General features: G+C 73.8%; 23 protein-coding genes. 9 read left to right on the plus strand and 14 right to left on the minus strand.

What is annotated here, in order from left to right:
- From AB0C84_RS32995 to AB0C84_RS33045, 11 genes are all read right to left on the minus strand, one after another.
- Positions 1-978, minus strand: a complete 978-nt coding sequence (locus AB0C84_RS32995; RefSeq protein WP_361074114.1) for a BadF/BadG/BcrA/BcrD ATPase family protein — start codon at positions 976-978, stop codon at positions 1-3.
- Positions 978-2,234, minus strand: a complete 1,257-nt coding sequence (locus tag AB0C84_RS33000) for a 6-phospho-beta-glucosidase (RefSeq protein ID WP_361074116.1) — start codon at positions 2,232-2,234, stop codon at positions 978-980. Before AB0C84_RS33000 ends, AB0C84_RS32995 begins: the two co-directional genes overlap by 1 nt.
- A complete protein-coding gene (locus AB0C84_RS33005; protein WP_361074118.1) occupies positions 2,231-3,061 on the minus strand; it encodes a carbohydrate ABC transporter permease in 831 nt (276 codons plus the stop codon). The genes AB0C84_RS33000 and AB0C84_RS33005 overlap by 4 nt, the downstream gene beginning before the upstream one ends.
- Positions 3,058-4,035, minus strand: coding sequence for a sugar ABC transporter permease (locus AB0C84_RS33010; protein ID WP_361074120.1), 978 nt, complete (start codon positions 4,033-4,035; stop codon positions 3,058-3,060). The genes AB0C84_RS33005 and AB0C84_RS33010 overlap by 4 nt, the downstream gene beginning before the upstream one ends.
- A 2-nt stretch (positions 4,036-4,037) precedes the next feature.
- Positions 4,038-5,363 carry an ABC transporter substrate-binding protein gene (locus AB0C84_RS33015; protein ID WP_361074122.1) on the minus strand — a complete coding sequence of 442 codons (1,326 nt, stop codon included), beginning with the start codon at positions 5,361-5,363 and terminating at the stop codon, positions 4,038-4,040.
- Positions 5,364-5,427: 64 nt separating this feature from the next.
- On the minus strand, positions 5,428-6,645 hold the full coding sequence (locus AB0C84_RS33020; RefSeq protein ID WP_361074124.1) for an ROK family transcriptional regulator: 1,218 nt from the start codon (positions 6,643-6,645) through the stop codon (positions 5,428-5,430).
- 85 nt (positions 6,646-6,730) lie between these two features.
- Positions 6,731-7,270: a DUF1707 and FHA domain-containing protein gene (locus AB0C84_RS33025; RefSeq protein WP_179841690.1), complete on the minus strand. Its 540-nt coding sequence runs from the start codon at positions 7,268-7,270 to the stop codon at positions 6,731-6,733.
- 154 nt (positions 7,271-7,424) lie between these two features.
- Positions 7,425-8,648 carry an acyl-CoA dehydrogenase family protein gene (locus AB0C84_RS33030; RefSeq protein ID WP_361074126.1) on the minus strand — a complete coding sequence of 408 codons (1,224 nt, stop codon included), beginning with the start codon at positions 8,646-8,648 and terminating at the stop codon, positions 7,425-7,427.
- An 83-nt stretch (positions 8,649-8,731) separates the two neighbouring features.
- A complete protein-coding gene (locus AB0C84_RS33035) occupies positions 8,732-9,799 on the minus strand; it encodes a DUF3616 domain-containing protein (protein WP_361074128.1) in 1,068 nt (355 codons plus the stop codon).
- A 62-nt stretch (positions 9,800-9,861) separates the two neighbouring features.
- On the minus strand, positions 9,862-11,040 hold the full coding sequence (locus tag AB0C84_RS33040; RefSeq protein ID WP_361074130.1) for a cytochrome P450: 1,179 nt from the start codon (positions 11,038-11,040) through the stop codon (positions 9,862-9,864).
- A gap of 61 nt (positions 11,041-11,101) precedes the next feature.
- Positions 11,102-12,481 carry a lysine 2,3-aminomutase gene (locus tag AB0C84_RS33045; RefSeq protein WP_361074132.1) on the minus strand — a complete coding sequence of 460 codons (1,380 nt, stop codon included), beginning with the start codon at positions 12,479-12,481 and terminating at the stop codon, positions 11,102-11,104.
- 136 nt (positions 12,482-12,617) lie between these two features.
- Here AB0C84_RS33045 and AB0C84_RS33050 point away from each other — a divergent pair, with 136 nt between their 5' ends.
- Together AB0C84_RS33050 and AB0C84_RS33055 are read left to right on the plus strand one after the other, a co-directional pair.
- Entirely contained in the window at positions 12,618-13,670 is a 1,053-nt protein-coding gene (locus AB0C84_RS33050; RefSeq protein ID WP_361074134.1) for an L-erythro-3,5-diaminohexanoate dehydrogenase, read from the plus strand.
- Positions 13,671-13,722: 52 nt separating this feature from the next.
- Positions 13,723-15,054 carry a DUF2252 domain-containing protein gene (locus tag AB0C84_RS33055; protein WP_361074135.1) on the plus strand — a complete coding sequence of 444 codons (1,332 nt, stop codon included), beginning with the start codon at positions 13,723-13,725 and terminating at the stop codon, positions 15,052-15,054.
- A gap of 6 nt (positions 15,055-15,060) precedes the next feature.
- Here the strand turns inward: AB0C84_RS33055 and AB0C84_RS33060 are convergent, their stop codons facing one another.
- Positions 15,061-16,656, minus strand: coding sequence for a SpoIIE family protein phosphatase (locus tag AB0C84_RS33060; protein WP_361074137.1), 1,596 nt, complete (start codon positions 16,654-16,656; stop codon positions 15,061-15,063).
- A 98-nt stretch (positions 16,657-16,754) separates the two neighbouring features.
- Between AB0C84_RS33060 and AB0C84_RS33065 the strand changes: the two genes are divergently transcribed.
- A complete protein-coding gene (locus AB0C84_RS33065; RefSeq protein WP_361074139.1) occupies positions 16,755-17,555 on the plus strand; it encodes an SAM-dependent methyltransferase in 801 nt (266 codons plus the stop codon).
- 61 nt (positions 17,556-17,616) lie between these two features.
- On the opposite strand, the gene AB0C84_RS33070 is transcribed toward AB0C84_RS33065, so the two are convergent.
- A complete protein-coding gene (locus tag AB0C84_RS33070) occupies positions 17,617-18,291 on the minus strand; it encodes a hypothetical protein (RefSeq protein ID WP_361074141.1) in 675 nt (224 codons plus the stop codon).
- A complete protein-coding gene (locus AB0C84_RS33075; RefSeq protein ID WP_258939846.1) occupies positions 18,291-19,058 on the minus strand; it encodes a hypothetical protein in 768 nt (255 codons plus the stop codon). The genes AB0C84_RS33070 and AB0C84_RS33075 overlap by 1 nt, the downstream gene beginning before the upstream one ends.
- A 275-nt stretch (positions 19,059-19,333) precedes the next feature.
- Here AB0C84_RS33075 and AB0C84_RS33080 point away from each other — a divergent pair, with 275 nt between their 5' ends.
- The 6 genes from AB0C84_RS33080 (at position 19,334) to AB0C84_RS33105 (ending at position 25,820) form a co-directional block, all read left to right on the plus strand.
- Positions 19,334-20,953 carry a lysine 5,6-aminomutase subunit alpha gene (locus tag AB0C84_RS33080; RefSeq protein ID WP_361074143.1) on the plus strand — a complete coding sequence of 540 codons (1,620 nt, stop codon included), beginning with the start codon at positions 19,334-19,336 and terminating at the stop codon, positions 20,951-20,953.
- Positions 20,950-21,789, plus strand: a complete 840-nt coding sequence (locus AB0C84_RS33085; RefSeq protein WP_179841678.1) for an OAM dimerization domain-containing protein — start codon at positions 20,950-20,952, stop codon at positions 21,787-21,789. The genes AB0C84_RS33080 and AB0C84_RS33085 overlap by 4 nt, the downstream gene beginning before the upstream one ends.
- Positions 21,786-22,181, plus strand: a complete 396-nt coding sequence (locus tag AB0C84_RS33090) for a hotdog fold domain-containing protein (RefSeq protein ID WP_179841677.1) — start codon at positions 21,786-21,788, stop codon at positions 22,179-22,181. The genes AB0C84_RS33085 and AB0C84_RS33090 overlap by 4 nt, the downstream gene beginning before the upstream one ends.
- A 580-nt stretch (positions 22,182-22,761) precedes the next feature.
- Positions 22,762-24,426, plus strand: coding sequence for an apolipoprotein N-acyltransferase (gene lnt, locus AB0C84_RS33095; protein WP_361074146.1), 1,665 nt, complete (start codon positions 22,762-22,764; stop codon positions 24,424-24,426).
- Between the two features lie 5 nt (positions 24,427-24,431).
- Entirely contained in the window at positions 24,432-25,178 is a 747-nt protein-coding gene (locus tag AB0C84_RS33100; RefSeq protein ID WP_258939841.1) for a polyprenol monophosphomannose synthase, read from the plus strand.
- Positions 25,179-25,277: 99 nt separating this feature from the next.
- Positions 25,278-25,820, plus strand: a complete 543-nt coding sequence (locus tag AB0C84_RS33105; RefSeq protein ID WP_179841675.1) for an FxsA family protein — start codon at positions 25,278-25,280, stop codon at positions 25,818-25,820.

Raw genomic sequence — 25,820 nt, forward strand, 5'->3', positions numbered from 1 at the left:
TCAGCGGCGGCGGAACGCGATGCGCAGGGCCGCGTGGGCGGACGGCGGGGCGGCGACGTGGTCGAGGGCGAGGAGCGCGGCTCCGAGGAGCGGGGGTTCCTCGGGGACGAGGAGGCGGGCGCGCGGGGCGAGGGCGGCGTAGCGGTCGGCGACCGCGTCCATGAGCAGTGGCCGGCGGGCCGCCAGGACTCCGCCGCCGAGGACCACGTCGGCGGCGGTGCCGAGCAGGCCCAGGCGGCGCAGTGCGACCGAGCCGAGGATCGCCACCTCCTCGGCGAGCCGGAGCACCACGCCGCGCGCCACCTCGTCGCCGGCCTCGGCGGTGTCGAGCAGGACGGGCGCGAGACCGGTGAGGCGGTCCTGGCCGATCTCGCCGAAGTGGACGGCGAGGCCCACCTCGATGGCGCGGGCCACGCCGAAGTGGGCGGCGACCGCGGCGGTGAGCGCCGTCTCCGGTCCGCGGCCGTCCTCGCCCCGGATGGCGTGCCACAGCGCCGAGCGGCCCAGCTCCCCGCCGCCGCCCCAGTCGCCGGTGTGGGAGCCGAGGGAGGGGAACCGGGCGGTGCGCCCGTCGGGGGCGACGCCCGCACAGTTGATGCCGGCCCCGCAGACCACCGCGACGCCCCAGCCCTCGGTGACGGCGCTGCGCAGTAGCGCGAACGTGTCGTTGCCGACCGTTACGCTCGGCGCGGCGCCCCGGGCGAGCAGGAGCTTCTCCAGCCGCTCCTCCTCGCCCGGCAGGTCGACGTTCGCCATGTAGGCGGACAGGTGGACGACGTCGCCGGGCCGGACGCCGGCCTCCCGCAGCGCCCTGGCGATGACCGCGGTGAGCGCGTCGAGCGCGCCGTCGAGCCCGGCGGCCTGCGGGCGGAACCCGTCGCCGCGCACGGTGGCGAGCAGCTCGCCGGCGGTGGTGGCGACGGCCGCGTCGGTCTTGCTGTTGCCGCCGTCGACGGCGACCAGGGCGCCCGCGGCCATCAGGCGGCCCACGGCAGGTGGGCGCGGTTGGCGGCGACCAGGTCGCGGGCGAGGCGCTCGGCCACGTCCAGCTGGCCCACGAGCGGATGCGCGAGCAGCGCGGCGGCGACCCGGTCCACGCCGCCGCGCAGCGCCGCGTCCAGGGCGAGCTCCTCGTAGGCCGCCACGTGCGCGACCAGCCCGGCGATCAGCGGTTCCAGGGGCGGGACGGGCAGCGGCACCGCCCCGGAACCGGTGATCCGCGCCGGCACCTCGATGACCGCGCGGTCGTCCAGGAACGGCAGCGTGCGGTGGTTGCGCACGTTGACGACCTGCACGTCGCCGCGGCCGCCGAGCAGGGACGCGGCCAGCTGCACGGCGGCCTCGGAGTAGAACGCGCCGCCGCGCTCGGCGAGCCGGGCGGGCTTGGTGTCCAGGGCGGGGTCGGCGTAGGCCTCCAGCAGGTCGCGTTCGAGCGCCGCGACCTCCTCGGCCCGCGACGGCGCGCCGCGCTGCTCCTCGACGACGCGGTCGTGCGCGTAGAAGTAGCGCAGGTAGTAGGACGGGACGGCGCCGAGCGCCCGCAGGAACGGGGCGGGAAGGCCGCAGATCGCGGCGAGGTCGCCGGGGTGCCGCTCCAGCAGGTCCGGCAGGACGTCGTGCCCGTCGAGCAGGACCGACCGCACCCAGGTGAGGTGGTTGAGCCCGGCGTGGCCGAGGCCGACCCGGTCGGGCGGGACGTCCAGCAGCGCCGCGGCGCGCCGCTGGAACCCGATCGCGACGTTGCACAGGCCGACCGCGCGGTGCCCGGCGTCCAGCAGGGCGCGGGTGACGATGCCGACCGGGTTGGTGAAGTCGATGATCCAGGCGTGCGGGGCGCGGGCGGCGACGCGCCCGGCGATGTCGAGCACGACCGGGACGGTGCGCAGCGCCTTGGCGAGGCCGCCGGCGCCGGTCGTCTCCTGCCCGACGCAGCCGCACGCCGCCGGCAGCGTCTCGTCGACGTGCCGGGCCGCCTGCCCGCCGACGCGCAGCTGGATCAGGACGATCGCCGCGTCCGCGACCGCCGCGTCCAGGTCGCCGGTGGTGACGACGCGGGCGGGGTGGCCCGCGCGGGCGAGCATCCGCGCGGCGAGCCCGCCGACGAGCTCCAGCCGCCGGGCGTCGGGGTCGGCGAGCACCAGCTCCGACACCGGCAGCGCCGCGTGCGCCCGCGCGAGCCCGTCGACCAGTTCCGGGGTGTAGGTGGACCCGCCCCCGATGACCGTCAGCTTCAACCTTTCACTCCCGTCAAGGTCACGCCCTGGATGAAGACGCGCTGGGCGAGGAAGAACACCACCAGCACCGGCAGGATCGTCAGCAGCGTCGCGGCCATGGTCAGGTTCCACTCGACGTGGTGGGCGGCGCGGAACGTCGCGACGCCGATGGCCAGCGTCCAGTGGTCGGGGTCGGCGTACACCAGCGGCCGGAAGTAGTCGTTCCAGCAGTAGAAGAACTGGAACAGCGCCACCGCCGCCAGGGCGGGCCTCGCCATCGGCAGGACGACCCGCAGCATCGTGCGCAGTTCCCCGCAGCCGTCCACGCGGGCGGCGTCGGCGTACTCGCGGGGGATCGTCACCAGGAACTGGCGCAGCAGGAAGATGGAGAACGCGTCCCCGAACAGCTGCGGGATGATCAGCGGCCACAGCGTGCCGGTCAGCTCGAACCGGGCCCACACGATGTACAGCGGCACCATGGTGACCTGCGGCGGCAGCATCATCGCCGAGATCACCGCGACGAGCGCCAGGTTGCGGCCCCGGAACCGGAACCGGGCCAGCGCGTACGCCACCGGGACGCTGGAGACCAGCATGAACAGCGTGGACAGGCCCGCGTACACGGTGCTGTTGACGGTCCAGCGGACCATGTCGCCGCTGAACACCTCGGTGAAGTTGGCGAAGTGCCAGCCGCGCGGCCACAGCTCGCCGCTGAGCGCCTGCCGGTCGGTCATCACGGCGGTCAGCAGCATGAACGCCAGGGGCGCAAGGAACATCAGACCGACAGCGACGGCCGTGGCGTGCACGGCGAGCCACAGCAGCGCCCGGCGGGCGCGCCCTCCGGGGATCACTGCGCCTCCTCTCCGGCGAACGCGCGGAACCGGCGGAGCAGGAACACGGTGAACGCCATCGCGGTGGCGAACATGACGAGCGCCAGCACGCACGCGTAGCCCATGTTGAACTGCCGGAACCCCTGGTCGTACAGCCACTGCGGGAAGGTCAGCGTGGAGCCGTCGGGGTAGCCGGGGGAGTACTGGACGCCGGGCAGGTCCGCGCGCCCGGACGCGACCTTGCCCGCCACCATCGGCTGCGTGAAGTACTGCAGCGTCTCGATGACGCCGGTGACGGCGGAGAACGCCAGGACGGGCGACACGGTCGGCAGCGTGATGTGCCGGAACCGGGCCCAGGCGCCGGCGCCGTCGATCGCGGCCGCCTCGTACAGCGAGGCGGGCACGTTCAGCAGCGCCGCCAGCATGATGATCATGACGTCGCCGACCGCCCACAGGCCGAGCAGGGTCAGGCCGGGCTTGGCCCAGGCGGCGTCGTTGAAGAAGTCGGGCAGCGGGATCCCCAGCCGGGCGGCGACGGTCTGGAAGGGGCCGGTGCCGGGGTTCAGCAGGAACACGAACGCGACCGTGGCCGAGACGGGCGGGACCAGGTACGGCAGGTAGAGGATCGAGCGCAGCACGCCCGCGCCCCGCTTGATCCGGGTGAGCAGCTGGGCGACGCCGAGGCCGAACAGGACCCGCAGCGGGACGAGCACGGCGACCAGCCACAGCGTGTTGCGCATCGCCGTCCAGGCGTCGCGGTCGTGCAGCAGGTAGGTGTAGTTGTCGAGACCGACGTACTCCAGCGTGAACAGGTTGTAGCGGGTGAAGGAGAAGTAGACGGTGGCGGCGAGGGGGTAGACGAAGAACAGGCCGAAACCGGCGAGCCAGGGCGACAGGAACGCCAGGGTCCGGAGCCGGCGGCGCCGGCGGGCCCGCGCCGACGCCGTCCCGCCCCGCGTCCCGGGGAGCGGGAGGCGCAGTGAGCCGGATGCCACGGTCAGCCTCCGGCGAGCTTGAGGGAGTCGTCGACCTCGCCGTCGAGCTTCTTCAGCGCCCGGCCGAGGTCGCCCACCTTGCCGGGCTCCCACTCCTCCTGGGTGAACTTCTCGAACCGGACGACGTAGTCGTTGCCGTTCGGCGTCGGCGGCGTCGAGGAACTGCTGGGATTCTTGAAGACGTCGAGGAACGTCCGGAACTGGGGCGGCAGCGTCAGCTTCGGCGACGACAGCGCCGGGATCGTGGAGGGCACGTTGCCGAGCGCGTTGGCGAAGGTGACCAGCGCGCCGGTGTCGGTGGTGAGGTACCGGACGAACTCCCAGGCCGCCGGGGCGTGCCTGGCGCCGCGCGGGATCCCGATGACGGTGCCGGTGATGAACCCGCCGCCGTAGGCGCTCGCCCGGTCGTCGGAGACGGGGACGGGCGCGGTGCCGTAGTCGAGCCCGGGCGCCTCCTCCTGGATGAACTTGGTGCGCCACTCGCCGTCCACGGCCATCGCCGTCCTGCCCTTCTGGAAGGGGTTGGACGACTCGAACTCCTGGCCCATCGAGCGCAGGAACTTCTTGACGTCGTCGTAGCCGTACCAGTCGAGGAGGCTCTTGTTCCACTTCAGGTAGGCCTGGAAGGCGGGGTCGCCGGAGAAGTTGGCCCTGCCGCCGGCGGTCAGCCACGTCACGCCGAACTGCGGGGCCAGGTGCTGGACCTGGTGCTCGTAGTACTGGACGGAGGGCATGAACCCGGCGACCTTGATGGTCCCGTCAGGGGCGCGGACGGTGAGCTTCTTGGCCAGCGCGGTCAGCTCGCCCATCGTCTTCGGCGGCCGCTCGCCCTTCATCAGCTTCTTGTTGTAGTAGAGGCCGTAGGCGTCGGCCAGCAGCGGCATCGCGCAGCGGGTGCCCTTGTACTCGGTGTAGCTCCGCACCGCCCGCGGGAACTGGTTCAGGTCCAGCCCGGACTTGGCGATGAAGGGCGAGAGGTTCTGCCAGGCGCCGCTCTGGCACCACTGCCCGACGCTGTCGGTGGTGAAGGACGACACCACGTCCGGCGGGTTCCCGCCGCGGATGGCGTTGGTGATGCGGTCGTCGGTCTGGCCGTTGACGAGCTTGACGGTGATGTTGGGGTGGGCCTTGTTGAATCCGGTGACGGCGTCCTGGAAGGCCTTCACCTCGTGGGGGGCGCTCCAGCCGTGCCAGACCTCGATGGTCTGCTTCTCACCGGACGCCGGGCCGTGGCCGGACCGGTCGCCGCCGGCCGTGCACCCGGCCGCGAGGGCGAGCCCGGCGGCGGCCGTGACCGCCGCGAGCCGGCGCGTTGTGGTGGTGGGCACTCCGGTTCTCCTTAGGGGGTGGGGAACGGCGTGGTGAGGGGCCGGCGTCCTGGCGGACGGCGGGTCAGGGGACGGTGGTGGTGAAGACCTCGTCGCGGGTCTCCCGGAGCGCCTGCTGGAGGGCCCCGGCCAGGACGGGGTTGCCCTGGACGGTGCTGAGCCGCACCGCGGGGCGCGGGATCGTGAGGCTGTGCAGGTGCTGTTCGACGCGTGCGCGGAGCGGTTCGCCCCCGGCGCGCAGGACGTCGCCGGTGAGGACGACGAGCGCGGGGTCGATGACGGCCACGACCGTGGCGAGGGTGGCGCCGAGCCTGGTGGCGAGCTCGGTGAGGGCGCGTTCCGCGCGGGCGCCCGCGTCCGTGGCGGTGCGCCGGCCGGCGGTCTCCACGTCGGCGGCGGCGCGGGCGAGCGCGGTGGCGGCGTCCCGGCCGCGGAAGCCGTGCTCGCGCATCAGCTTCAGCACGGCCGCGCCGCCGGTGACGCTGTGCACGCCGCCGGTGTGGGTGCGGCGCACGTCCCGCATGAGCGGGGCGCCCACCGCGGGCATGTAGCCGATCTCCCCGGCGCCGCCGGTCGCGCCCCGGTGCAGCGTGCCGTTCAGCACGACGGCCATGCCGACGCCGTCGGCGACCCACAGCAGGACGAAGTCCGCGGCGCCCTCGGCCCGCCCGCCGGCCCGCTCGGCGAGCGCGGCGAGGTTGACGTCGTTCTCGATCGCGACGCGCACGCCGAGCCCGTCGCTCAGGGTGTCGACCAGGTCGGGGATGTGCCAGCCGGGGATGTGCGAGGCGTACCCGAGGCGCCCGGTGGCGGGGTCGACGGCGCCCTGGATGCCGACGACGGCCCGGCCGATGCGGTCCCGGGTGAGACCGGCCGCGGCGGCGGCCCCGTCGAGCGCGGCGGCCATCCGCGCCACGACGTCCACGCCGGTGCGGCCGGGGGTCGGCAGCGTGTGCTCGGCGACCACCGTCCCGGCGAGGTCGGCGACGCTGACGCGGATCCGCGCGGGGGTGACGTCGGCGCCCGCGACGTGGGCGGCGGCGCCGTTGATCCGGTACAGCTCGGCGGTGCGGCCGGGCAGGCCCTCGCGGACGCCGTCGCGGACGACGAGCCCGGCCTGCTCCAGCCGCGCCAGCAGCTGGGAGGCGGTCGGCTTGGACAGTCCGGTGAGGTCGGAGATCTGCGGCCGGGTCAGCGGCCCCCGCGCCAGCAGCGCCTCCAGCGCGGCGCGGTCGTTGATCGCCCGCAGCAGGCTGGGGGTTCCGGGGACGGGCACGGGCACGGCGGCTCCTCCGAGTTAAGAAGGTTTCCTAACTTGGAGGTGAAGGTAAAGACTGCTTCCGGTTCCGTCAAGACCCCGGGACGGGTCAGGGGGCGGTGACGATGAAGGCGGAGTTGCCGAAGCCGACCTCGTCGCCGGGCCGGACGCGGGCCGGGCCGGTCAGCCGGTACCCGTTCACCCGGGTGCCGTTCATCGAACCGAGATCGGAGATCATCCAGCCCTCGTCCGCGCGGTGGATCTCGGCGTGGAACCGGGAGACGGTGAGGTCGGTGAGGATGAACTGGCAGGCGGGGGCGCGGCCGACGACGATGCGGCCGAGCTCGCGCGGCGGGAGCATGAACCGGGGCAGCCGCGGCGCCCGCCAGGCCGCCTCGATCCGCGCGGTGGCCTGCGAGACCGAGGAGATGATGCCGGTCAGCCGGTTCACGACCCGGTTGGAGGCCGGCAGGTCGTGCACGATGTCGGCCAGCTCGGCCTTGCTGCGCGCCTGCAGCACCTGGTCGACACGGCGCTCGAACGTCTCGTTCGACATCCGGCCCTCGGCCACGCGGTCGCTGAGGACGCGCAGCACCCGGTCCCGTTCCGTGTCGGACGCTCTCACCGGGAATGAGGGCTGACCGTCCATAGCTGTGAGTATCCAGTCCCCGTCGTCGGCTGTCCAGAAAGGCCCGTCGGGCCGAGGGCGGGCGATCGCCCTCACCCGCCCTCCACCTTTTCGACGCCGCCCCGTCCCCGGAAGTTCGCGGACGGGGCGGCGGCCGCGGACGCCGCCGGGGCGCTCAGCGCGACAGCAGGTCGCGGGCGATGTGGGTGATCTGGATCTCGTCGGTGCCGGCGTAGATCTGGAAGGACTTGGCGTCGCGGGCGAGCTGCTCCACGCGGTACTCGCTCATGTAGCCGTTGCCGCCGAACAGCTGCACGGCCTCCTGCGCGACCTCGCTGGCGGCCTGCGCGGCGTACAGCTTCATCGCCGACGCCTCGGCCAGGGTCGGGGAGCGCCCGGCGCGCTGCATCTCGATGTGCCGGAACACCAGGTTCTGCACGTTGAGGCGCGCGACCTCCATCTTCGCCAGCTTGAGCTGGATGAGCTGGAAGTCGCCGATGCGCTGCCCCCACAGCTCGCGGGTCTTGGCGTACTCGACCGACAGCTTCAGGCACTCCTCGATGACGCCGAGGGCCATCGCGGCGACGCCGGCGCGCTCGGTGACGAAGTTCTGGCGGGCCGACTCCTTGCCGCCCTGGGAGCCGGAGGCCAGGAGCCGGTCGGCGCCGGCGCGCACGTCGTTCAGGAACAGCTCGCCGGTGGGGGAGGAGTGCAGGCCCATCTTGCGCAGCGGCCGGCTCTGCTCCAGGCCGGGCATGCCCCGGTCGAGGACGAAGGTGAGGATCTCCCGGTCCCGCGGAGCGGCCCCGTCGTCGAGCTTGCAGTAGAAGACGATCGTGTCGGCGTAGGGGCCGTTGGTGATGAAGGTCTTGCCGCCGTTGAGGACGTACTCGTCGCCGTCCTTGCGGGCGGTGGCCTGCATCCCGCCGAACGCGTCCGACCCGGAGTTCGGCTCGGTGATCGCCCAGGCGCCGACCTTCTCCATGGTGAGCAGCGGGAGCGCCCAGCGCTCCTTCTGCTCGGGCGTGCCGCGTTTCATGATCGTCCCGGCGGCGAGGCCGAGCCCGACGCCCATCGCCGAGACCAGGCCGGGCGCGACCTTGCACAGCTCGATGACCGGCAGCATCGACATCGCCGCGTTGCCGCCGCCGGGCCGGTCGTCGCCGGATCCGTCGGCGCCGGCCGCACCCGCGTCGTCCTCGCGTTCCCGGGCCTGCCGGGACCGGAAGGACGAGCGGGCCATCTCGTCCATCCCGAACGTCTTGTAGAGGTTGCGGAGCAGGTCGTAGGGCGGCAGCTCGCCCGACTCCAGCGCGTCCAGGTTCGGGCGGACCTCCGCGTCGATCCAGCCGCGCACCGCGTCCCGGATCATCAGGTCTTCCTCGGACCATTCGATCATGCTCTGCTCCCGCCCTCTCGACTCCCGCCGGGTACCGGGGCCATCCAAGCAGAGCTCGAAAGCGAGCGCTTATTCGGGGCCCGTCAGCCGAGATGCAGCACGTCGGCGAGGACGCCGCCGTCCGCCGTGAGCCGGTCGGGGGCGGGGCTGTCGTAGACGACCAGCAGGCGGGTGCCGGGCTCGTCCAGCACGGCGATGCCCTCGGCGTGGTCGTCGCCGTCGCCGTGGGGGAGCTCGCCCAGCACCTCCAGCTCGTCGGCCGTGACGATCTCGCCGGCGTCGGCGCGGGCCGCGCCCGGCCACCGCACGAGCCGCACCGGGCCGTCGAGGTCCATGCTCGGGCCGGTGAGCACGAGCAGGTCGTCGCCGTGCGGGCACAGGTCGCGGACGCCGAGGCCGCCGAGGTCCAGGAAGTGGGTGCGGTAGAGCTCGCCGTCGTCGCCGACGGGCAGCGCCCGCAGGCGCCGCGGGTCCCTCGGGTGCGGGGCGGGGCGGATCTCCACCAGCACCGCCCAGCCGCGCAGCACCGGCCCGCGCAGCCCGATGTAGAGGCGGTCGCCGTGCACGGCGACGCCCTCGACGTCCAGGCCGTTGTCCTTGCTCGGGATGGACAGGAACGGCGCGAGGTGCGGGTCGTCGGCGAGCAGGTCGGCGATGGAGTCCTTGTCTAGGCCGAGGACGGCCGCGGTGCGGTCGCCGTCCTCCGCCACGGCGGTGGGCAGCCCGTCCTCACCGGTGACCAGGGGGATGCGGGCGAGGATGTAGCGATTGTCCTCCCGGACGATGGTGGCGAGGCGCTTGCGCGCCTTGGCGTCGCCGTTCCCGAGTTTGATCTTCTTGCGCTTGAGGCTGTGCGAGCCGATCGCCCACAGCCACCCGTCGGCGCGGGCCAGGCCCTCGATGTCGGCCTCCTCGTCGGCCCCGGCCGGCAGCGGGACGAGGTCGGCGAGCGCGATGGTGGCCTGCCCGTCGTAGCCGGTGACGCGCCCGTCCTCGCCGGTGACGGCGGTCAGGCGCTCGATGGTGGCCGTCTCGTCGCCCGCCACCCACAGGCAGCGCCCGTCCTGGCGCACGGCGGACAGGTTGACGTGCGTCTGAGCCTCGCGGCTCTCCGGGCAAAAGCGCAGCTCGACACGGCGTTCCACGATCATTGGCGAATGCTCCCACAGCGGCGCCGTCCGAGGCGACGCGGGGAACGGTCCAGAACCGGTCCTCAGACGTCCCAGAGGACGTCCAGCCGCTCGGGCTTGCGGAACACCAGCCCGCGGGGCCGGGCGGGCCGGGAGGGGTCGAGCCTCAGCCCGGGCAGGCGGTCCAGCAGCGCGGTGAGCGCGGTGCGGGCCTCCAGCCGGGCCAGGTGCGCGCCGAAGCAGAAGTGGGGCCCGTGCGCGAACGCCAGGTGCTCGGCGGCGTTGCGGCGCCGCACGTCGAAGCGGTCGGGCGCGGGGAACACCGAGGGGTCCCGGTTGGCGCCGGCGATCGACACCCGCACGAGGTCGCCCGCCCGGACCGGCGCTCCGCCGAGCTCGGTGTCGCGGGCGGCGTACCGGTCGACGACCGAGGCCGCGGGCTCCAGCCGCAGCGACTCCTCGATCGCGGCGGGCAGCAGCTCCGGGTCGTCCAGGACGAGGCGGAGCTGGTCCGGGTGCCCGAGCAGGTGCAGCGCGGCGTTGGCGATCATCCCCTCGGTGGTGTCGATGCCGCCGAACATCAGGATCGCGGCGTTGGCGACGACCTCGGCGGTGCGCAGGTCGCCGCGGGCGGCCTCGGCCAGCAGCGACCCGGGGCGCGCCGCGCAGATCGCCTCCTCCACCGCCGCGCTCAGCAGCCGGTACGCCTCGTCCGTGCGCGCGGGCGCGGCGCCGCCGGCGGTGATGGCCGACACGGCCTCGACGAACGCGCCGTACCAGGAGCGGACGGTCGCGGCGTCCACCCCGTGCAGCCCGAGGGCCTCGGTGACGACCGCGACGGCGAGCGGCCCGGCCAGCCGGCCGCGCAGCTCGGCGCGGCCCGCCGGCGCCAGGGCGCCGACCAGCCGGTCGGTCTCGGCCTCGACGAACGCGGTGAACCGCTCCCGCGTCCGCGCCGGGCGGAACGGCCGGGCGAACGGGTCGCGGTGCCGGGTGTGGACGGGGCCGTCCAGCGACAGCATGCTCGGCCCGACGACCTGCGCGGTGGAGAAGCGCGGGTCGTCCACGGTGTAGGCGGCCGCGTCGCGCATGACCTCCAGCGCCGGGCCGCGGGCGGTCACCAGCCAGCCGCCCAGCGCGGGCAGCCAGGAGACGGGCTCGCGCTCGCGGAGCCGGGCCAGGTGCGGGTGCGGGTCGTCCTCCAGGGCGGCGGCCGTCACCGACGCGCCGAGCGGGAAACGGGAGGTCAGGTCGAAGGTCACCCGACCCAGCCTATTCCGCCCTATTTCAGATCTACAACGTAAAGGCGTCGGCCGTGACGGCTCAGGCCGTCCCCGACCGCTGCCGCCACCACTCCTGGCCCTTGTCCGGCAGGGTGTAGATCGGGTCGTGGTACTCGTAGCGCCGGGTCAGCGCGTCGGGGTCGGACAGCTCCAGGCCGGTGCGGTAGTTCTTCGTCCAGTAGGAGATGCCGCGCTCGCGGTCGTAGTCGGCGAGCTGGTGCACCCACCGCTTGCCGACGTAGGGGACGTCGCAGACGATCCGCGGGGTGGCGAAGCCGGGCAGGTAGCCCATGATCGCGTGCTGCAGCTCCTGCGCCTCCCAGACCGCGAGCCGCCAGTGCTCGCTGCTCGGGATCATGTCGCACATGTACAGGTAGTACGGCAGGATCCCGGCCTCGTCGAGGAGCGCGAACGACAGGTCGAGCAGCGCCTCGGGCGTGTCGTTCACGCCGCGCAGCAGCACGCCCTGGTTGCGCACGTCGCGGATGCCGGTGTCGAGCATCGCGCGGGCCGCCTTGGCGACCAGCGGCGTCACCGACTGGGCGGCGTTGACGTGGGTGTGGATCGCGATCTGCACGCCGCGCGCGTTCGCCTTGGTCGCCAGGCGCTCCATCCCGGCGCGGACGTCGTCCTGCAGCCAGTGCTGCGGCAGCCCCATGAGCGCCTTGCTGGCCAGCCGGACGTCGCGGATGTTGTCGATGTCCAGCAGCGAGTCGACGAACGACTCCAGCCGCGCCCACGGCATGTTGGCGACGTCGCCGCCGGAGACGACCACGTCGCGGACGCCGGGGGAGCGGCGCAGGTAGTCCAGCATGGCGCCGAGCCGGTCCGGCGGCTTGATGGTGAACTTGTGCTTGTCGACGTTCGGCGTGGAGTTGCCGACCAGGTCCATGCGGGTGCAGTGCCCGCAGTACTGCGGGCAGGTCGGCAGGAGCTCGGCCAGGACCTTGGTGGGGTAGCGGTGGGTGAGGCCCTCGACGGCCCACATCTCGGCCTCGTGCAGCGAGTCGCGGGAGGCGTGCGGGTGGGACGGCCAGTCGGTGCGCCGGTCGCTGAACACCGGGAGCATGTAGCGGCGCACGGGGTCGGCGTAGAAGGCCTCGGTGGAGGAGGCGTCCATCGTGTTCAGCATCTGCGGGGGCAGCAGCATCGACATGGTGGCGCGCTCGGCCTGGTCACGTTCCAGGTCGGCGTAGAAGCGCTCGTCGAGCAGGTCGCCCATGACGCGGCGCAGCTGGCGGACGTTCTTCACGCAGTGGGCGCGCTGCCACTGCGCCGACTCCCACTCGGCCTCCGTGACGTCCCGCCATCCCGGAAGGCGCCGCCAGTCGGGCTCCACCAGGGGCCGGCGCCGGTAGGCGTACGGCTGGCGCGCGGCCTCCTCGGACTGCAGGGCGTCCGGGTGCAGGGCAGTGGTCATCGTCGACCGCCTCCTAGCCTCACATTGATCGCATAAAAGTCTTGTGTACCGCCGACGTTACGGGAAGACTTTCGATGAAACCAGTGGTGCCCTGGATATCTTGCGTAACACCACCCGATGTTAGGAGAAGGACGGCATGGCGACGACCGGAGGCGGGACGGGGACGGCGGTCGGGCTGCACCGGGTGCTGGAGCCCGCGGGCGTCCTGCCGCAGGCCGCGCTGCGGCTGGACCCCGATCCGCGGATCCGGCCGGACGAGGTGCGGATCGCGGTCGAGCGCCTCAACCTGGACGCCGCCTCCTACCGCCAGCTGCACACCGCGCACGGCGGCGACCCGGACGCGATCCGCGCCGAGGTGCTGCGGATCATCGGGGAGCGCGGCAAGATGCACAACCCGGTGACCGGGTCGGGCGGCATGCTCGTCGGCGTGGTCGAGGAGGCCGGGCCCGACTCGCCGCTCGGCCTGAAGCCCGGGGACCGCGTCGCCACCCTGGTGTCCCTCACCCTCACCCCGCTCGCGGTCACCGACGGCCTCGCGGACTGGGACGGGCGGTCCGAGCAGGTGCCGGCGCGGGGCCACGCGATCCTGTTCGCCCGCTCCATCGCCGCCGTCCTGCCCGACGACATGCCGGTGCCGCTGGCGCTCGCCGTCATGGACGTGTGCGGCGCGCCGGCCCTCACCCACCGCGTCGTGTCGGCGCGCGAGGGCGGCCCCGTGGTGCTGGTGCTGGGCGCGGCCGGCAAGAGCGGCAGCCTGTCGCTGGCCGCCGCCCGGCGCGCCGGCGCGTCCCGGGTGATCGGGCTGGTCCCCACCGCCGCGGAGGAGGAGCGGCTGGCCGCCTCGGGCCTGGCCGACACCGTCGTCCGCGCCGACGCCCGCGACCCGGTGGCGGTCGCGGCGGCCGTCGGCGAGCCGGCCGACGTCACCGTCGTGTGCGTGGACGTGCCGGGCTGCGAGCACGGCGCGATCCTCGCCACCGCGCCCGGCGGCACCGTCGTGTTCTTCTCGATGGCGACCTCGTTCCCGGCCGCCGCGCTCGGCGCGGAGGGCCTGGCCGCCGACGTCACGATGCTCATCGGGAACGGCTACGTCCCCGGGCACGCGGAGACCGCCCTGGAACTGGTGCGGTCGGAACCCGCCGTGCGTGCGCTGTTCACCTCCCGGACCGGTCCGGATTCGGCACAATGACCGGGAACATCCCGGCCGTGGCGGGGACCGTCCGATCATCGAGGGAGAGAGCATGGCGAGCATCACCGAGGAACTGCGCGGGCGGGACCCGAAGGAGCGCCAGGCGCAGATCGTCGACGTCCTGGTCGACGCGTTCTCGGACCTGATGGAGCGCAGCCCCGCCGAGTTCCGCCGCCGCTTCCGCAAGATGGCGTCCGACCCGTTCGCGTTCTACCGGGGCAGCGCCTGCCTGTTCTACGCCGACATCTCGGACGACGACGACCCGTGGGCCGACGAGCGCACGTCCCGCGTGTGGATCCAGGGCGACCTGCACGCGCAGAACTTCGGCACCTACATGAACGACGACGGCGTCTTCGTCTTCGACGTCAACGACTACGACGAGGCCTACGTCGGCCACTTCACCTGGGACGTCAAGCGCCTGGTGGCCAGCCTGGCGCTGCTGGCGTGGCAGAAGGCGATCTCCGACGCCGACATCCGCCGGCTCATCGAGACCTACGTGCGCGCCTACGTCGACCAGGTCCGCAAGTTCGCCGCGCACGAGGGCGACGAGAAGTTCGCGCTGACGCTCGACACCACCGACGGCTACGTCCGCGACGTGCTGGTCGCCGCGATGGGCGGCACCCGGACCGGGCTGCTGGAGGGCATGACCGTGGTGTCGGGGGCCGAGCGCCGGTTCCGCGACCGCCCCGGCGTCCGCCGCCTGGACGACGCCGAGCGCGCCGAGGTCGAGGCCGCCTACGCGGAGTACCTGACGACCATCCCGAACGAGAAGCGCTTCGGCAGCCTCACCTACGAGATCAAGGACATCGTCGGCGCGTCCGGGTTCGGCATCGGCTCGGCCGGGCTGTCGGCCTACAACATCCTCGTGGAGGGCAACACCCAGGCGCTGGAGAACGACGTCGTCCTGTCGATGAAGCAGGGCAACGTCGCCGCGGCCAGCCGGGTGGTCGACGACCCCCGCATCCGCGAGTACTTCCAGCACCACGGGCACCGCACCGCCGTGTCGCGGCGCGCGCTGCAGGCCAACAGCGACCCGTGGCTCGGCCACACCCGGATCGACGGCGTCGGCTACGTCGTGCAGGAGCTGTCGCCCTACGAGGAGGACCTGGACTGGGGCGGCCTCACCGAGCCCGAGGACATGCTGTCGGTGCTGGACGACCTGGGCCGCGCCACCGCCAAGGTGCACTGCGTGTCCGACACCGACTCCGACCACACCCTGGTCGGGTTCCAGGTCGAGGACGCCATCGACGCGGTGATCGGCCCGGACGAGTCGGCGTTCGTGGAGGCCATGGTGGCGTTCGGCACCGAGTACGCCGAGATCGTCCGGGAGGACCACACCTACTTCGTGGACGCGTTCCGCAACCACGAGATCCCCGGCCTGTAGGGCGGGTCAGGGGCCGTCGGGGCGGATCAGGAGCAGCGCGATGTCGTCGTGGCCCCGCTGGTCGGACAGCAGGGCCACGACGCCGTCGGCGGTCTCCTCCAGCGTCCCGTCCTGGGAGGCGACCAGGGCCGAGGCGAGCCGGGCGATGCCGTCGTCGAGGGTGCGCATCCGGCTCTCCACCAGGCCGTCGGTGTAGAAGGCGAGGGTCGCGCCCGGCGGGATCGTCGCCGACGCCTGCGGGTACTCGGCCGGGTGCTCGTGGTCGGACACCCCGAGCGGCAGCCCCTGGGGGACGGCGAAGTGCCGCACGGCGCCGCCGGGCAGGGCCAGCAGCGGCGGGGGATGCCCGGCGCCGGCCATCTCGCACCGCAGCGTCGCCGGGTCGCAGACCAGGCACAGGCAGGTCGCGAACTGCGCGGCGTCCAGTTCCCGGGCGATGGCGTCGAGCCGGGCGAGCACCTCACCGGGCGGGAACCCGCACCTGACCAGCGTGTGCGCGGCGACCCGCAGCTGGCCCATCGCGGCGGCGGCGGTGACGCCGTGCCCGAGCGAGTCGCCGATCACCACCGCGATCCGGCCGCCGGGCAGCGGCACCACCTCGTACCAGTCGCCGCCGACGCCGCTGCCGGCGGGCAGGTAGCGGTGCGCGATCCGCAGGCCGGGCGGGGCGGTGACGGCGGCGGGCAGCAGCGCTGCCTTCAGCGCCGTCGCGGTGCGGTGCTCGCGCCGGTACGCGCAGGCGTTGTCGACGCAGGTCGCGGCGCGCCTCGCGAGCTCGGAGGCCAGGGCGCGGTCGTCCGGGCCGAAGGGCGGCCGGCCGCGCTTGCGGCTGAACACCGCGAACCCGAGCGTGCGGCCCCGCGCGACGAGGGGCACCGCCAGCAGCGACACGTGGTCGGCGATGCCGTCCAGGACGCGGCCCGTGCGGCCGACCACGGTGTCCCGGGCGGCGTCGCCGCCGAACTCCACCGTGCCGCCGGTGGCGAGGCACCGGGCCAAGGGGGTGTCCGGCGGGTAGACGATGACCTCGTCGACGGGGAACTCGCGGGACCACTCCTTCGGGTCGTCGTCGGCGAGCGCGACGGCCAGGCGCCGCACGACCGCGGATCCGCCGGTCTCGGCGCCGGGCTGGTCGTCGTCGGCGAGCAGCCGTTCCAGCACGTAGATGGCGCCGGCGTCGGCGAACCGCGGGACGGTGACGGCGACGATCTCGCGGGCGGTCCGGTGCGGGTCGAGGGTGGAGCCGACACGGCGGGCGGCCTCGTCCAGCAGTTCCAGGCCGCCGGTGCACGGCGCGGACACCGCCAGCAGCACCTGGACGCGGCCGTCCGCGCCCGTCATCGGGTCGCAGGTCACCGCCAGGCCCTCGTCCGACAGCGGCAGCACACCGCTCCAGGGGCGGCCCGCCCCTGCCTCCTTCAACGCGACCAGCAACTGCTCGGCCGCGCCGGGCCGGCCCAGCAGGTCGGTGAGCGCGGCTCCGGCCGCGGCGGCCGCGCCGGGGCCGAACAGGCGCGCGGCGCCGTCGCTCCAGCCGGTGACCACCCCGTCAGGGGTGAGCAGGACGGTCGCCCGGGCCGGCCGTGCGGGGTCTTCGGCCATGGTCCTCACAGTCCGTGTGCGGGGGCCTTCCGCCGCGGCCGGCGTTACGCTGAGGTGCCCGCGGACGGCACCCCCTTCGGGTCAAAGGGAGGCGTTGCATGGACTCCGAGTGGATTCCACCCGAGGTCGACAGCCGCAGACCCAGCGTCGCACGGGTGTACGACTATCTGCTCGGGGGAGCCCACAATTTCGCGTCGGATCGTGATCTGGCGACGGGGCTGCTGCGGGTGGAGCCGCAGGCGCGGGAACTGGCGCGCGCGAACCGGGCGTTCCTGCGCCGGGCCGTGCGCGCGCTCGCCGAGGACGGCGTCGCCCAGTTCGTCGACATCGGCTCGGGCATTCCGACGCAGGGCAACGTGCACGAGGTCGCGCGGGAAGTCGATCCTCACGCGCGCGTGGTGTACGTCGACAACGACGACGTCGCGGTGGCGCACAGCCGCGCCCTGCTGGCGGGTGATGACCGCGTCGCGGTGATCCAGGCCGACATGCGCGATCCGGCGGGCGTCCTCGCGGCGCCGGAGTTGAAGGGGCTGGTCGACCTCTCCGAGCCGGTGGCGTTCCTGCTCGTGGCGGCACTGCACCTGATCAAGCCCGCGGAGGACCCGGCGGGCATCGTGGCGGCGCTGCGGGAGGCGGCCGCGCCGGGCAGCTTCCTGGTGGTCTCGCATCTCACGCACGAGGCGCGGCCGACCAAGACCGCGGCGATCGGCAAGCTCTACGACCGGGCCACGTCTCCGGCGGTGTCCCGGTCCCACGCGGAGATCCTGCGGTTCTTCGACGGCTGGGACCTGCTCGGCCCCGGCCTGGTGTACGTGCCGCTGTGGCGCCCGGACGAGGGCGAGGCCGTGACCGACCCGGAGCGCTTCCTCGTCTTCGGTGGAGTCGGCCGCCGCGCCTGACCGCGCCGCCCACGCCCGCCTCCGCGGCGGGCGTGGGCGGCGGTCCGGTCGCGCGCCGGGCTCAGTGCGCGAAGGCGATGGCGGTGCCGGCGCTGATGACGACGGCGATGACGACCAGCACGAGCGAGGAGCGCAGCGGGTCGCGGCGCCGCGGCGGCTCCTTCTTCGGGCGGGGCGCCGTGTACGCCCGCACCGGTGGGGGCTTCTTGGCCTTCGTGGGCTTCCTTGGCGGCGCGGGCGCCGCCGGTTCGGGCCGCGTCCGCGGGGGCGGGCCCGGCGCGAGGGCCGCGGGACGGGGCCGCGGCGCGGCCGCCGGCGGGGGCGGCGCCGGGGCGGGCGGCTCGGGTCCCGGGGGAGGTGGGGGCGGCGGAGTCGGCGGTTCGGGCGGCGGCTCCGGCGGAGTCTGGGGAGGCGGCGGGGGTTCGGGGGTGTCGGGGGGCGGCTCCTGCGGGGGCGGGGGCGGGGGCGGGGAGGTGGCCGGCGGTTCGCAGTCGTCGGCGGGGCCGCCGCCGATCTCGATGTCGATGCACACGCTGATCCTGGGCGTCGGCACCGGGCCGGCCTGTGCGGCGGCGGGGAATCCGAGCATGACGGCGGGCAGGGTCAGAGCGGGCAGGGTCAGAGCCGGCAGAGCACGTACTGGCAGAGCGCGTACTGGCAGAGCGCGCACCGGGAGGGTGCGCGTCGGCCGCGCCCTGGCCGTGGCGGCGGCGCGCGGGACGGGGCGCGGGCGCATCAGCCGCCCCCCGCGATGCGCTGCAGGTCGGCGTGCAGCCCGGTGAACGCCTCGGGTCCGACGGCGAGGGCGCCGGTGAACACGTGGGAGATGTCGACGGTGAGGTAGGCCCCGGCGGCGAGCAGGGCCGCCATCAGCGACAGCGGCACCAGCGCCATGCCGCGCGGGCGGGCGCCCGCGAGGAACGGCAGCAGCAGCACCACGACGCCGGTGACGAGGGTGACGGCGAGCAGGCCGGCGGGCGGCGTCGTCCGGGCGTCCATGGCGCGCTGGCGCCGCGCCGCGGAGATCTCGCCGAGGTGGTCCAGGACGGCGCTGCGCGCGTCCTTGGCCTCGTCGGTGCCGGCCTGGACGGCGATGGCCTCGCGTCGCAGCCCGTCGAGGTCGGCCCAGCCGCGGTCGGTGAGGCGGCCCTTCTTCATCAGCCGCCACTCGGGGCCGCGGACGAGTTCGACGTAGGCGATGAGCCCGTCCTGGACGCGCCGCGCGTCGGCCGCGGGGAGGCGCTGGGCGGCCCAGTACGCCTCGGCGATCGCCTGGCTCTCGGTGTAGGTGTTGGAGCGGGCGGAGTCGGCCGTCGTCCACGGCACGACGATGGCGATGGCGAACGCCAGCAGGAACAGCGCGGAGAGCATCGCCCCGGTGTGGGAGGAGGTGGGGCCGTCGGGGGCGGCGTCGTCCACGGTTCCGCGCGCTCGCCGTACCAGCCGGCCCGCCACGATGACCACGCCGACGGCGCAGGCCGCGGCCGCGAAGTAAAGGATCATGCCCCTCCCGGTATCGGTCCGTCCATGACCAGGGGTGAGCATAGCTTTACCCAGAGTCGTCACGACATGGGTTGCCGCGGACCGTCACCTGGGGGTGAGATGACCGCTCGCAGGGGGAAGATGGGGCTGCCCGCCTGCGGAAGGTAGTGGGAGATCTGGTGCTAGTTCTTGTGGAATACGGTGTTCGTACCGGAAGATCTCCCGTAGAGAACTCGGTATGACGGATGATTGTTCGGACCGGCCTGAGAGGGGCGGCTGCGTGAGGGGAGACGGCAATGGCGCCGCAGGGAAAGCTGGACCTCGACCCGGAGGCGGTGCGCACCGCCCGGCGCCTGGCCGCCCGGGCAGCCGAACCCATCATCGACATGGCCCGCTCCCACACCACCGTCTCGGTCGAGCGCGCGCTGCTGCGGCTGGCGGGCCTGACCGGCGCCGACGATGAGGGGCGCCCCTGGGCCAACCACCTCGCCGACGCCGTCCGCGGCCAGGTGGGCCTGGAGCACGGGCTCGCCCTGCCGGTCTGGGACGCGCTGCTGACCGGCTCGCACGGCTCCCTGCACGACCTGGCCCGGGCCGCCGCCCGGGGGAGGGTGTCGTTCCGGCTGCCGTCCGGCACCGACGCCGAGCACGCCCGCAAGGCCGCGGGCGAGGCGGCCCGCGGCGGCATGGCGCGCATCGACCGGCGCCGCGCCGAGCGCGACCGGCTGCTGGCCGAGCTGCCCACCCCCGACCGGGCCGACCCGGCCAGGCCGCTGGTCTACCTGATCGTGGCGACCGGCGACATCTACGAGGACATCCCGCAGGCGCAGGCCGCCGCCCGCGAGGGCGCCGACGTCGTCGCGGTGATCCGCTCCACCGGGCAGTCGCTGCTGGACTTCGTGCCCGAGGGCGCCACCCGGGAGGGCTACGCCGGCACCTACGCCACCCGGGAGAACTTCCGGCTGATGCGCGCGGCCCTGGACGACGTGTCACGCGAGCTCGGCCGGTACGTGCGGCTGACGAACTACGCCTCCGGGCTGTGCATGCCGGAGATCGCGACGCTCGCCGGGCTGGAGCGCCTGGACATGATGCTGAACGACTGCATGTACGGCATCATCTTCCGCGACATCAACCCGCGCCGCACGTTCATCGACCAGCGGTTCTCCCGGCAGATCCACGCCCGCGCCGGCATCGTCATCAACACCGGCGAGGACAACTACCTCACCACCGCCGACGCCGTCGACGCCGCGCACACCGTGGTCGTCAGCCAGCTGCTGAACGAGCGGTTCGGGCACGAGGCCGGCCTCGCCGACGACCAGCTCGGCCTCGGCCACGCCTTCGAGATCAACCCGGCGATCCCCGAGTCGTTCCGGATGGAGCTGGCGCACGCCCAGCTCGTCCGGGAGCTCTTCCCCGGCGCGCCGCTGAAGTACATGCCGCCGACCAAGCACATGACCGGCAACATCTTCGCCGGCTACCTGCTGGACGCGTTCTTCAACCTCGCCGGCGTGATGACCGGGCAGTCGATCATCCTGATCGGGATGATGACCGAGGGCATCCACACCCCCTGGCTGTCGGACCGCGACCTGGCGCTGGAGAACGTCCGCTACGTCCGCGACGCCTGCGGGAACCTCGCCGAGGACTTCATGCCCCGCCCGGACGGGATGCTCGTCCAGCGCGCCAAGCAGGTGCTGTCGGAGTCGGTGGAGCTGCTGGAGCGCATCGCCGACGACGGGCTGCTCGAGGCCATCGCCGAGGGCACGTTCGGCATCACCCGCCGCCCGCCCGACGGGGGCAAGGGCCTGGACGGCGTCGTCGCGCGCGCCGACGGGTACTTCAACCCCGCCATCGAGATCCTCGACACCGAGGACCCCCACGCCGCCCGCTCCACCGCCGACCAGGAGGTGCCCGCATGACGGTCGAGAGCCCCGGAACCGGTACCGGGACCCAGGCCCCCGCCGAGCCCGCCGACACCCGGCAGGTGATCCGCCCCTACGGCGACACCACCGGCGACGGCATGGTGCAGATGTCGTTCACCCTGCCCGTCCCCGCCGGGAAGCGCGCGGAGGCGGCCGCCCTGCAACTGGCCGGGAAGATGGGCCTCGACCCGGCCAGCGTCGTCCACGCCAAGCCGATGGGCCCCCACTTCACCTTCTTCATCGTGTACGGCAAGGTGCGGCACCTCATCGACTACGCCTCGATCCCCGTCCCGGAGGAGCGCGCCTACCCGCTGCTGACCTCCCAGGAGGTGAACCTGGCGATCCGCGAGACGCTGAACCGGCGGCTGGTGGTCGTCGGGGCCTGCATCGGCACCGACGCGCACACCGTCGGGATCGACGCGATCCTCAACGTCAAGGGGTACGCGGGGGAGAAGGGCCTGGAGTACTACCGGGAGATCCAGGTCGTCAACATGGGCGCCCAGGTCACGGTCGAGGAGCTGGTGGAGCGCGCCAAGGCCGAGAACGCCGACGCGGTCCTGGTGTCCCAGGTCGTCACCCAGCGCAACGCCCACCTGCACAACACCAAGCAGATGGCCGCGGCGTTCCACGCCGAGTACCCGACCGCGGTGGCCGGCGGCATGGGACGGCCCCTGCTGGTCGTCGGCGGCCCCCGCTTCGACACCGTCACCGAGGGCGACCTCGGCGTCGACCGCATCTTCGGCAAGGGCACCACCCCCGCCGAGGTCGCCAGCTACCTCGTGCACGCCCTGCTGCCCGGCGAGCACCGGCCCACGACGATGGAGGAAGAGTGAGCGACCCCCGCGAGGGACTGACCGTCACCCACCGCCGCTACATCCCCTACTCGCACGCCCACTACGCCGGCGACCTGGTCGACGGCGCCTACGTGCTGGGCCTGTTCGGGGACGTGGCCACGGAGCTGTGCATCCGCACCGACGGCGACGAGGGCCTGTTCGCCTCCTACTCCGACGTGCAGTTCCGCGCGCCCGTCCGGGCGGGCGACGTCCTGGAGACCACCGCCGTGCTGGCCCGCGCAGGCACCCGCAGCCGCGTGATGGACTTCCAGGCCCGCGTGGTGTGCCGGGGCCGCCCCGACAAGGGCGAGTCGGCGGCCGAGGCGCTGCCCGAGCCGATCGTCGCGGTCACCGCGACCGGGACCGTCGTGGTCTCGGCCCCGGGAGGCTGACCGCCCCCCCCCCGCGATCGAGGCCGCGATCGAAATCGTGATCGGAAAGGGCGTCCGGCGAAATCGCCGAACGCCCTGATCATGGTGTTGAGCTGGGATAACATGGAGTAGCCGCAGAACATGCGGCGGTTGACAAGGTGGCGGAAGCCGGTAGTTTTGCTGCAGTCCAGCACGGGACTCACCGATCGGCCGCCCGAGGGGCCGCCGGGCGCCGCGCCGAGACGGGGACGGGGATCACGCGAGTGGTCGCCATCGTGCCCGCCCGAGCCAGCGCGGTGTTCGGGGCCGTGTCCGGGCGGAGCCGTCCGATCGCGCGGGGGGTTGGACCCGGGAAGGGCCCGGACATCCAGTAGAAAACGGAGCCTCGTTCTCACCGCCTGTGGGACGTCTCCGGCCCGACGGATGTCACGGGCCCTCCTCCGTGCCCGGCCGGGTGCTCGACTCCCAGGCCCGGCCTCCTCGTCCGGACCTCGCCCCGCGCCGGTGAACCGTCCGCTTCCGCCGCGACCTGGGCCCATGGTCGCCGCGGGCGCCCGGGGCCGGTAGCGTTCCGGCTAGACCCGAGTGAACGAGGTGGGACGTGGCCCAGGAGACCCTCCCGGACCGGTCGCCGGCGACGGAGCCGGGCGCCGCGCCCGGCGCCGGGGCGCCGCGCGGGCGGTTCGGCCGGCTGCGCCGCGGCCTGCGCTCCGGCGGCCGCGCGGGCTGGCCCCGCACGCTGCTGGCCGTGGCGGCCGGGCTGGTGATGTGGCCGGCGTTCCCGCCGATCGACCTCACTCCCCTCGCGCCGGTGGGCGTCGCGCTGCTGACCCTCGCGGTGCTCGGCCGGTCCGCCCGCACTGGAGCCTGGCTCGCCTTCCTCGCCGGCGCCGCGTTCTTCGTCCCGGTGCTGGAGGGCATCTCCCGCATCGGCCCGGACGGCTGGATCATCCTCAGCCTCGTCCAGGCCGCCTACTTCCTGCCGCTCGGCGCCGGGATCGCGGTGGTCGCCCGGCTGCCCGGCTGGCCGGTGTGGACGGCCGCGCTGTGGGTCGGCGAGGAGCTGATCCGCGGCCGGGTCCCCTTCGGGGGCTTCCCCTGGGCCCGGCTGGCGTTCAGCCAGACCGCCACACCCCTCACCCCGTACGCGTCGCTCGGCGGCGCGCCCCTGGTCACGTTCCTGACGGCCCTGATCGGCGGGCTCCTGGCCTGTGCCGCCGTGGCCGTCCACCGCGCCCGGTCCCGCCGCGCCAGGCCCCCGGAAGAGGACGCGGCGGAGACGCCCGGGACGCGCCGGGCCCTGGTCCCCGCAGTGGTCTGCCTGGCCGCGGTCGGCGCCGTCGTCGGCGGCGGGCTGCTGATCCCCACCCCCACCGAAGGCCGCCCGGTCACCGTCGCGGTCGTCCAGGGCAACGTTCCGCGCCTCGGCCTGGACTTCCTCGGCCAGCGCAAGGCCGTGCTGGACAACCACGTCAAGGCCACCCACGAGCTGGCCGAGCGGGTGCGCGCCGGGCGGCTCGCCAAGCCGGAGCTGGTCGTGTGGCCGGAGAACGCCAGCGACCTGGATCCCTACAGCGAGCCCGACGCCTACACCGCCATCGACGGCGCGGTGAAGGACATCGGTGTCCCCGTCCTCGTCGGCGCCCTCACCGACACCCCCGACGGGGAGAAGGTCGAGAACCGCGGCATCGTCTGGGACCCCTGGACCGGCCCGGGCGACTACTACGTCAAGCGGCACCCCGTCCCGTTCGGCGAGTACCTGCCGTTCCGCGACATCCTGACCAAGCTGATCACCCGGTTCGAGCGGATCCCCCGCGACTTCGCCAAGGGCGACCGCTCCGGCGTGATGGGGCTCGGGCCGGTGGACATCGGCGACGTGATCTGCTTCGAGGTCGCCTACGACAAGGAGGTCCGCGACGTCGCGCGCGGGAACCTGCTGGTCGTGCAGACCAACAACGCCACCTACGGCAGGACCAGCCTGCCGCCCCAGCAGATCGCCATGTCGCGGCTGCGCGCGGTCGAACATGGCCGTACGATCTTGGTAGCCGCGACGAGCGGGATCAGCGCCATCGTCGCGCCCGACGGCCGGATGGTCGACCGGTCCCGGGAGTTCGTGCCCGCCGTCCAGGTCGCGGCCGTCCCGGCGCGCACGGCCCGGACGGCGTCGGACCGGCTGGGGGAGGCGCCGGAGTGGGCGCTGGCGCTGCTCGGGCTCGGCGCGGTCTGCGCGGCGGCATGGACAGCCAGGAAGAACGAGGGGAATTGACGCCGATGGAGATCCCAGCCGGGCTCGGCCGGGTGCTCGTGATCATCCCGACGTACAACGAGCGGGACAACATCGAGCGCATCGCCGGGCGGGTGCGCGAGGCCGTCCCGTCGGTGGACGTCCTGGTCGTGGACGACGCGAGCCCCGACGGCACCGGCGAGGCCGCCGACGCGATGGCGGCCGCCGACGAGCAGATCAGGGTGCTGCACCGGCAGGGCAAGGAGGGCCTCGGCCCCGCCTACATCGCCGGGTTCCGGTGGGCCGCCGAGCACGGCTACGACGTCATGGTCGAGATGGACGCCGACGGCTCCCACCAGCCCGAGGAGCTGCCGCGGCTGCTGTCGGCGCTGGAGGACGCCGACCTGGTCATCGGTGCCCGCTGGGTGCCCGGCGGCCGGGTCCGCAACTGGCCGAAGCGGCGCGAGGCGCTGTCGCGCGGCGCCAACACCTACGCCCGGGTGATGCTCGGCATCCCGCTGCACGACGCCACCGGCGGCTACCGCGCCTTCCGCGCCGCGACCCTGGAGAAGATCGGGCTGGAGGGGGTCGACTCGCGCGGCTACTGCTTCCAGATCGACCTGGCGCTGCGGGCCCTGCGGCAGGGGCTGCGCGTGGTCGAGGTGCCGATCACGTTCGTCGAGCGCGTCCACGGGACCAGCAAGATGAGCCGGGACGTGATGGCCGAGGCGGCGCTGCGCATCACCCAGTGGGGGATGAGCGACCGCATCGGCAAGCTCCGCGACCCGAACTGAAGGCGCGCCCCGGGGGCGCTCTGGGACGCTCGGGGAAACGAACGGGGCCGTCCTGGCGTTACACCAGGGAGAGGCTTTCGACGACCCGAAGATGGAGCCATGCTGCCGCTGCTGATCGTCCTGGCGTTCCTGCTGGTGCCGGTCCTGGAGATCTTCGTGCTGATCCAGGTCGGCGAGGTGATCGGCGCCTGGCCCACGGTCGGCCTGCTGATCGCCGAGACCGCCCTCGGCGCGTGGATCGTCCGCCGGGAGGGCCGCCGCGCGTGGCGGGCCCTGCAGGAGACGGCGCGGCGCGGGGTCCTGCCCGACCGGGAGGTCGCGGACGCGGCGCTGGTCATGGCCGGCGGCGTGCTGCTGCTGGTCCCCGGCTTCGTCACCGACGTCGTCGGCCTCGCGCTCGTGCTGCCGTTCACCCGCCCGCTCGTCCGCCGCGCACTGTCGGCGTTCGCGGCGCGGCGGATGCGGGCCGCCGAGGAACGCGCCGCGACCGTGTTCCCGCCCGGTGCCGCCGGTTTCGACCCGTTCGCCCGGGGCCGCGGACCCGAACGCGTCGAGACCCCGCCCGGACCGGTGGTCCGAGGCGAGGTCATCCACGACGACAGGGCCTCCGAGGAGAGCGGCGACAAGACGTCGCGCGCCTGA

The sequence above is a fragment of the Actinomadura sp. NPDC048955 genome (genome assembly GCF_040649435.1).
Classification (GTDB): domain Bacteria; phylum Actinomycetota; class Actinomycetes; order Streptosporangiales; family Streptosporangiaceae; genus Spirillospora; species Spirillospora luteofluorescens.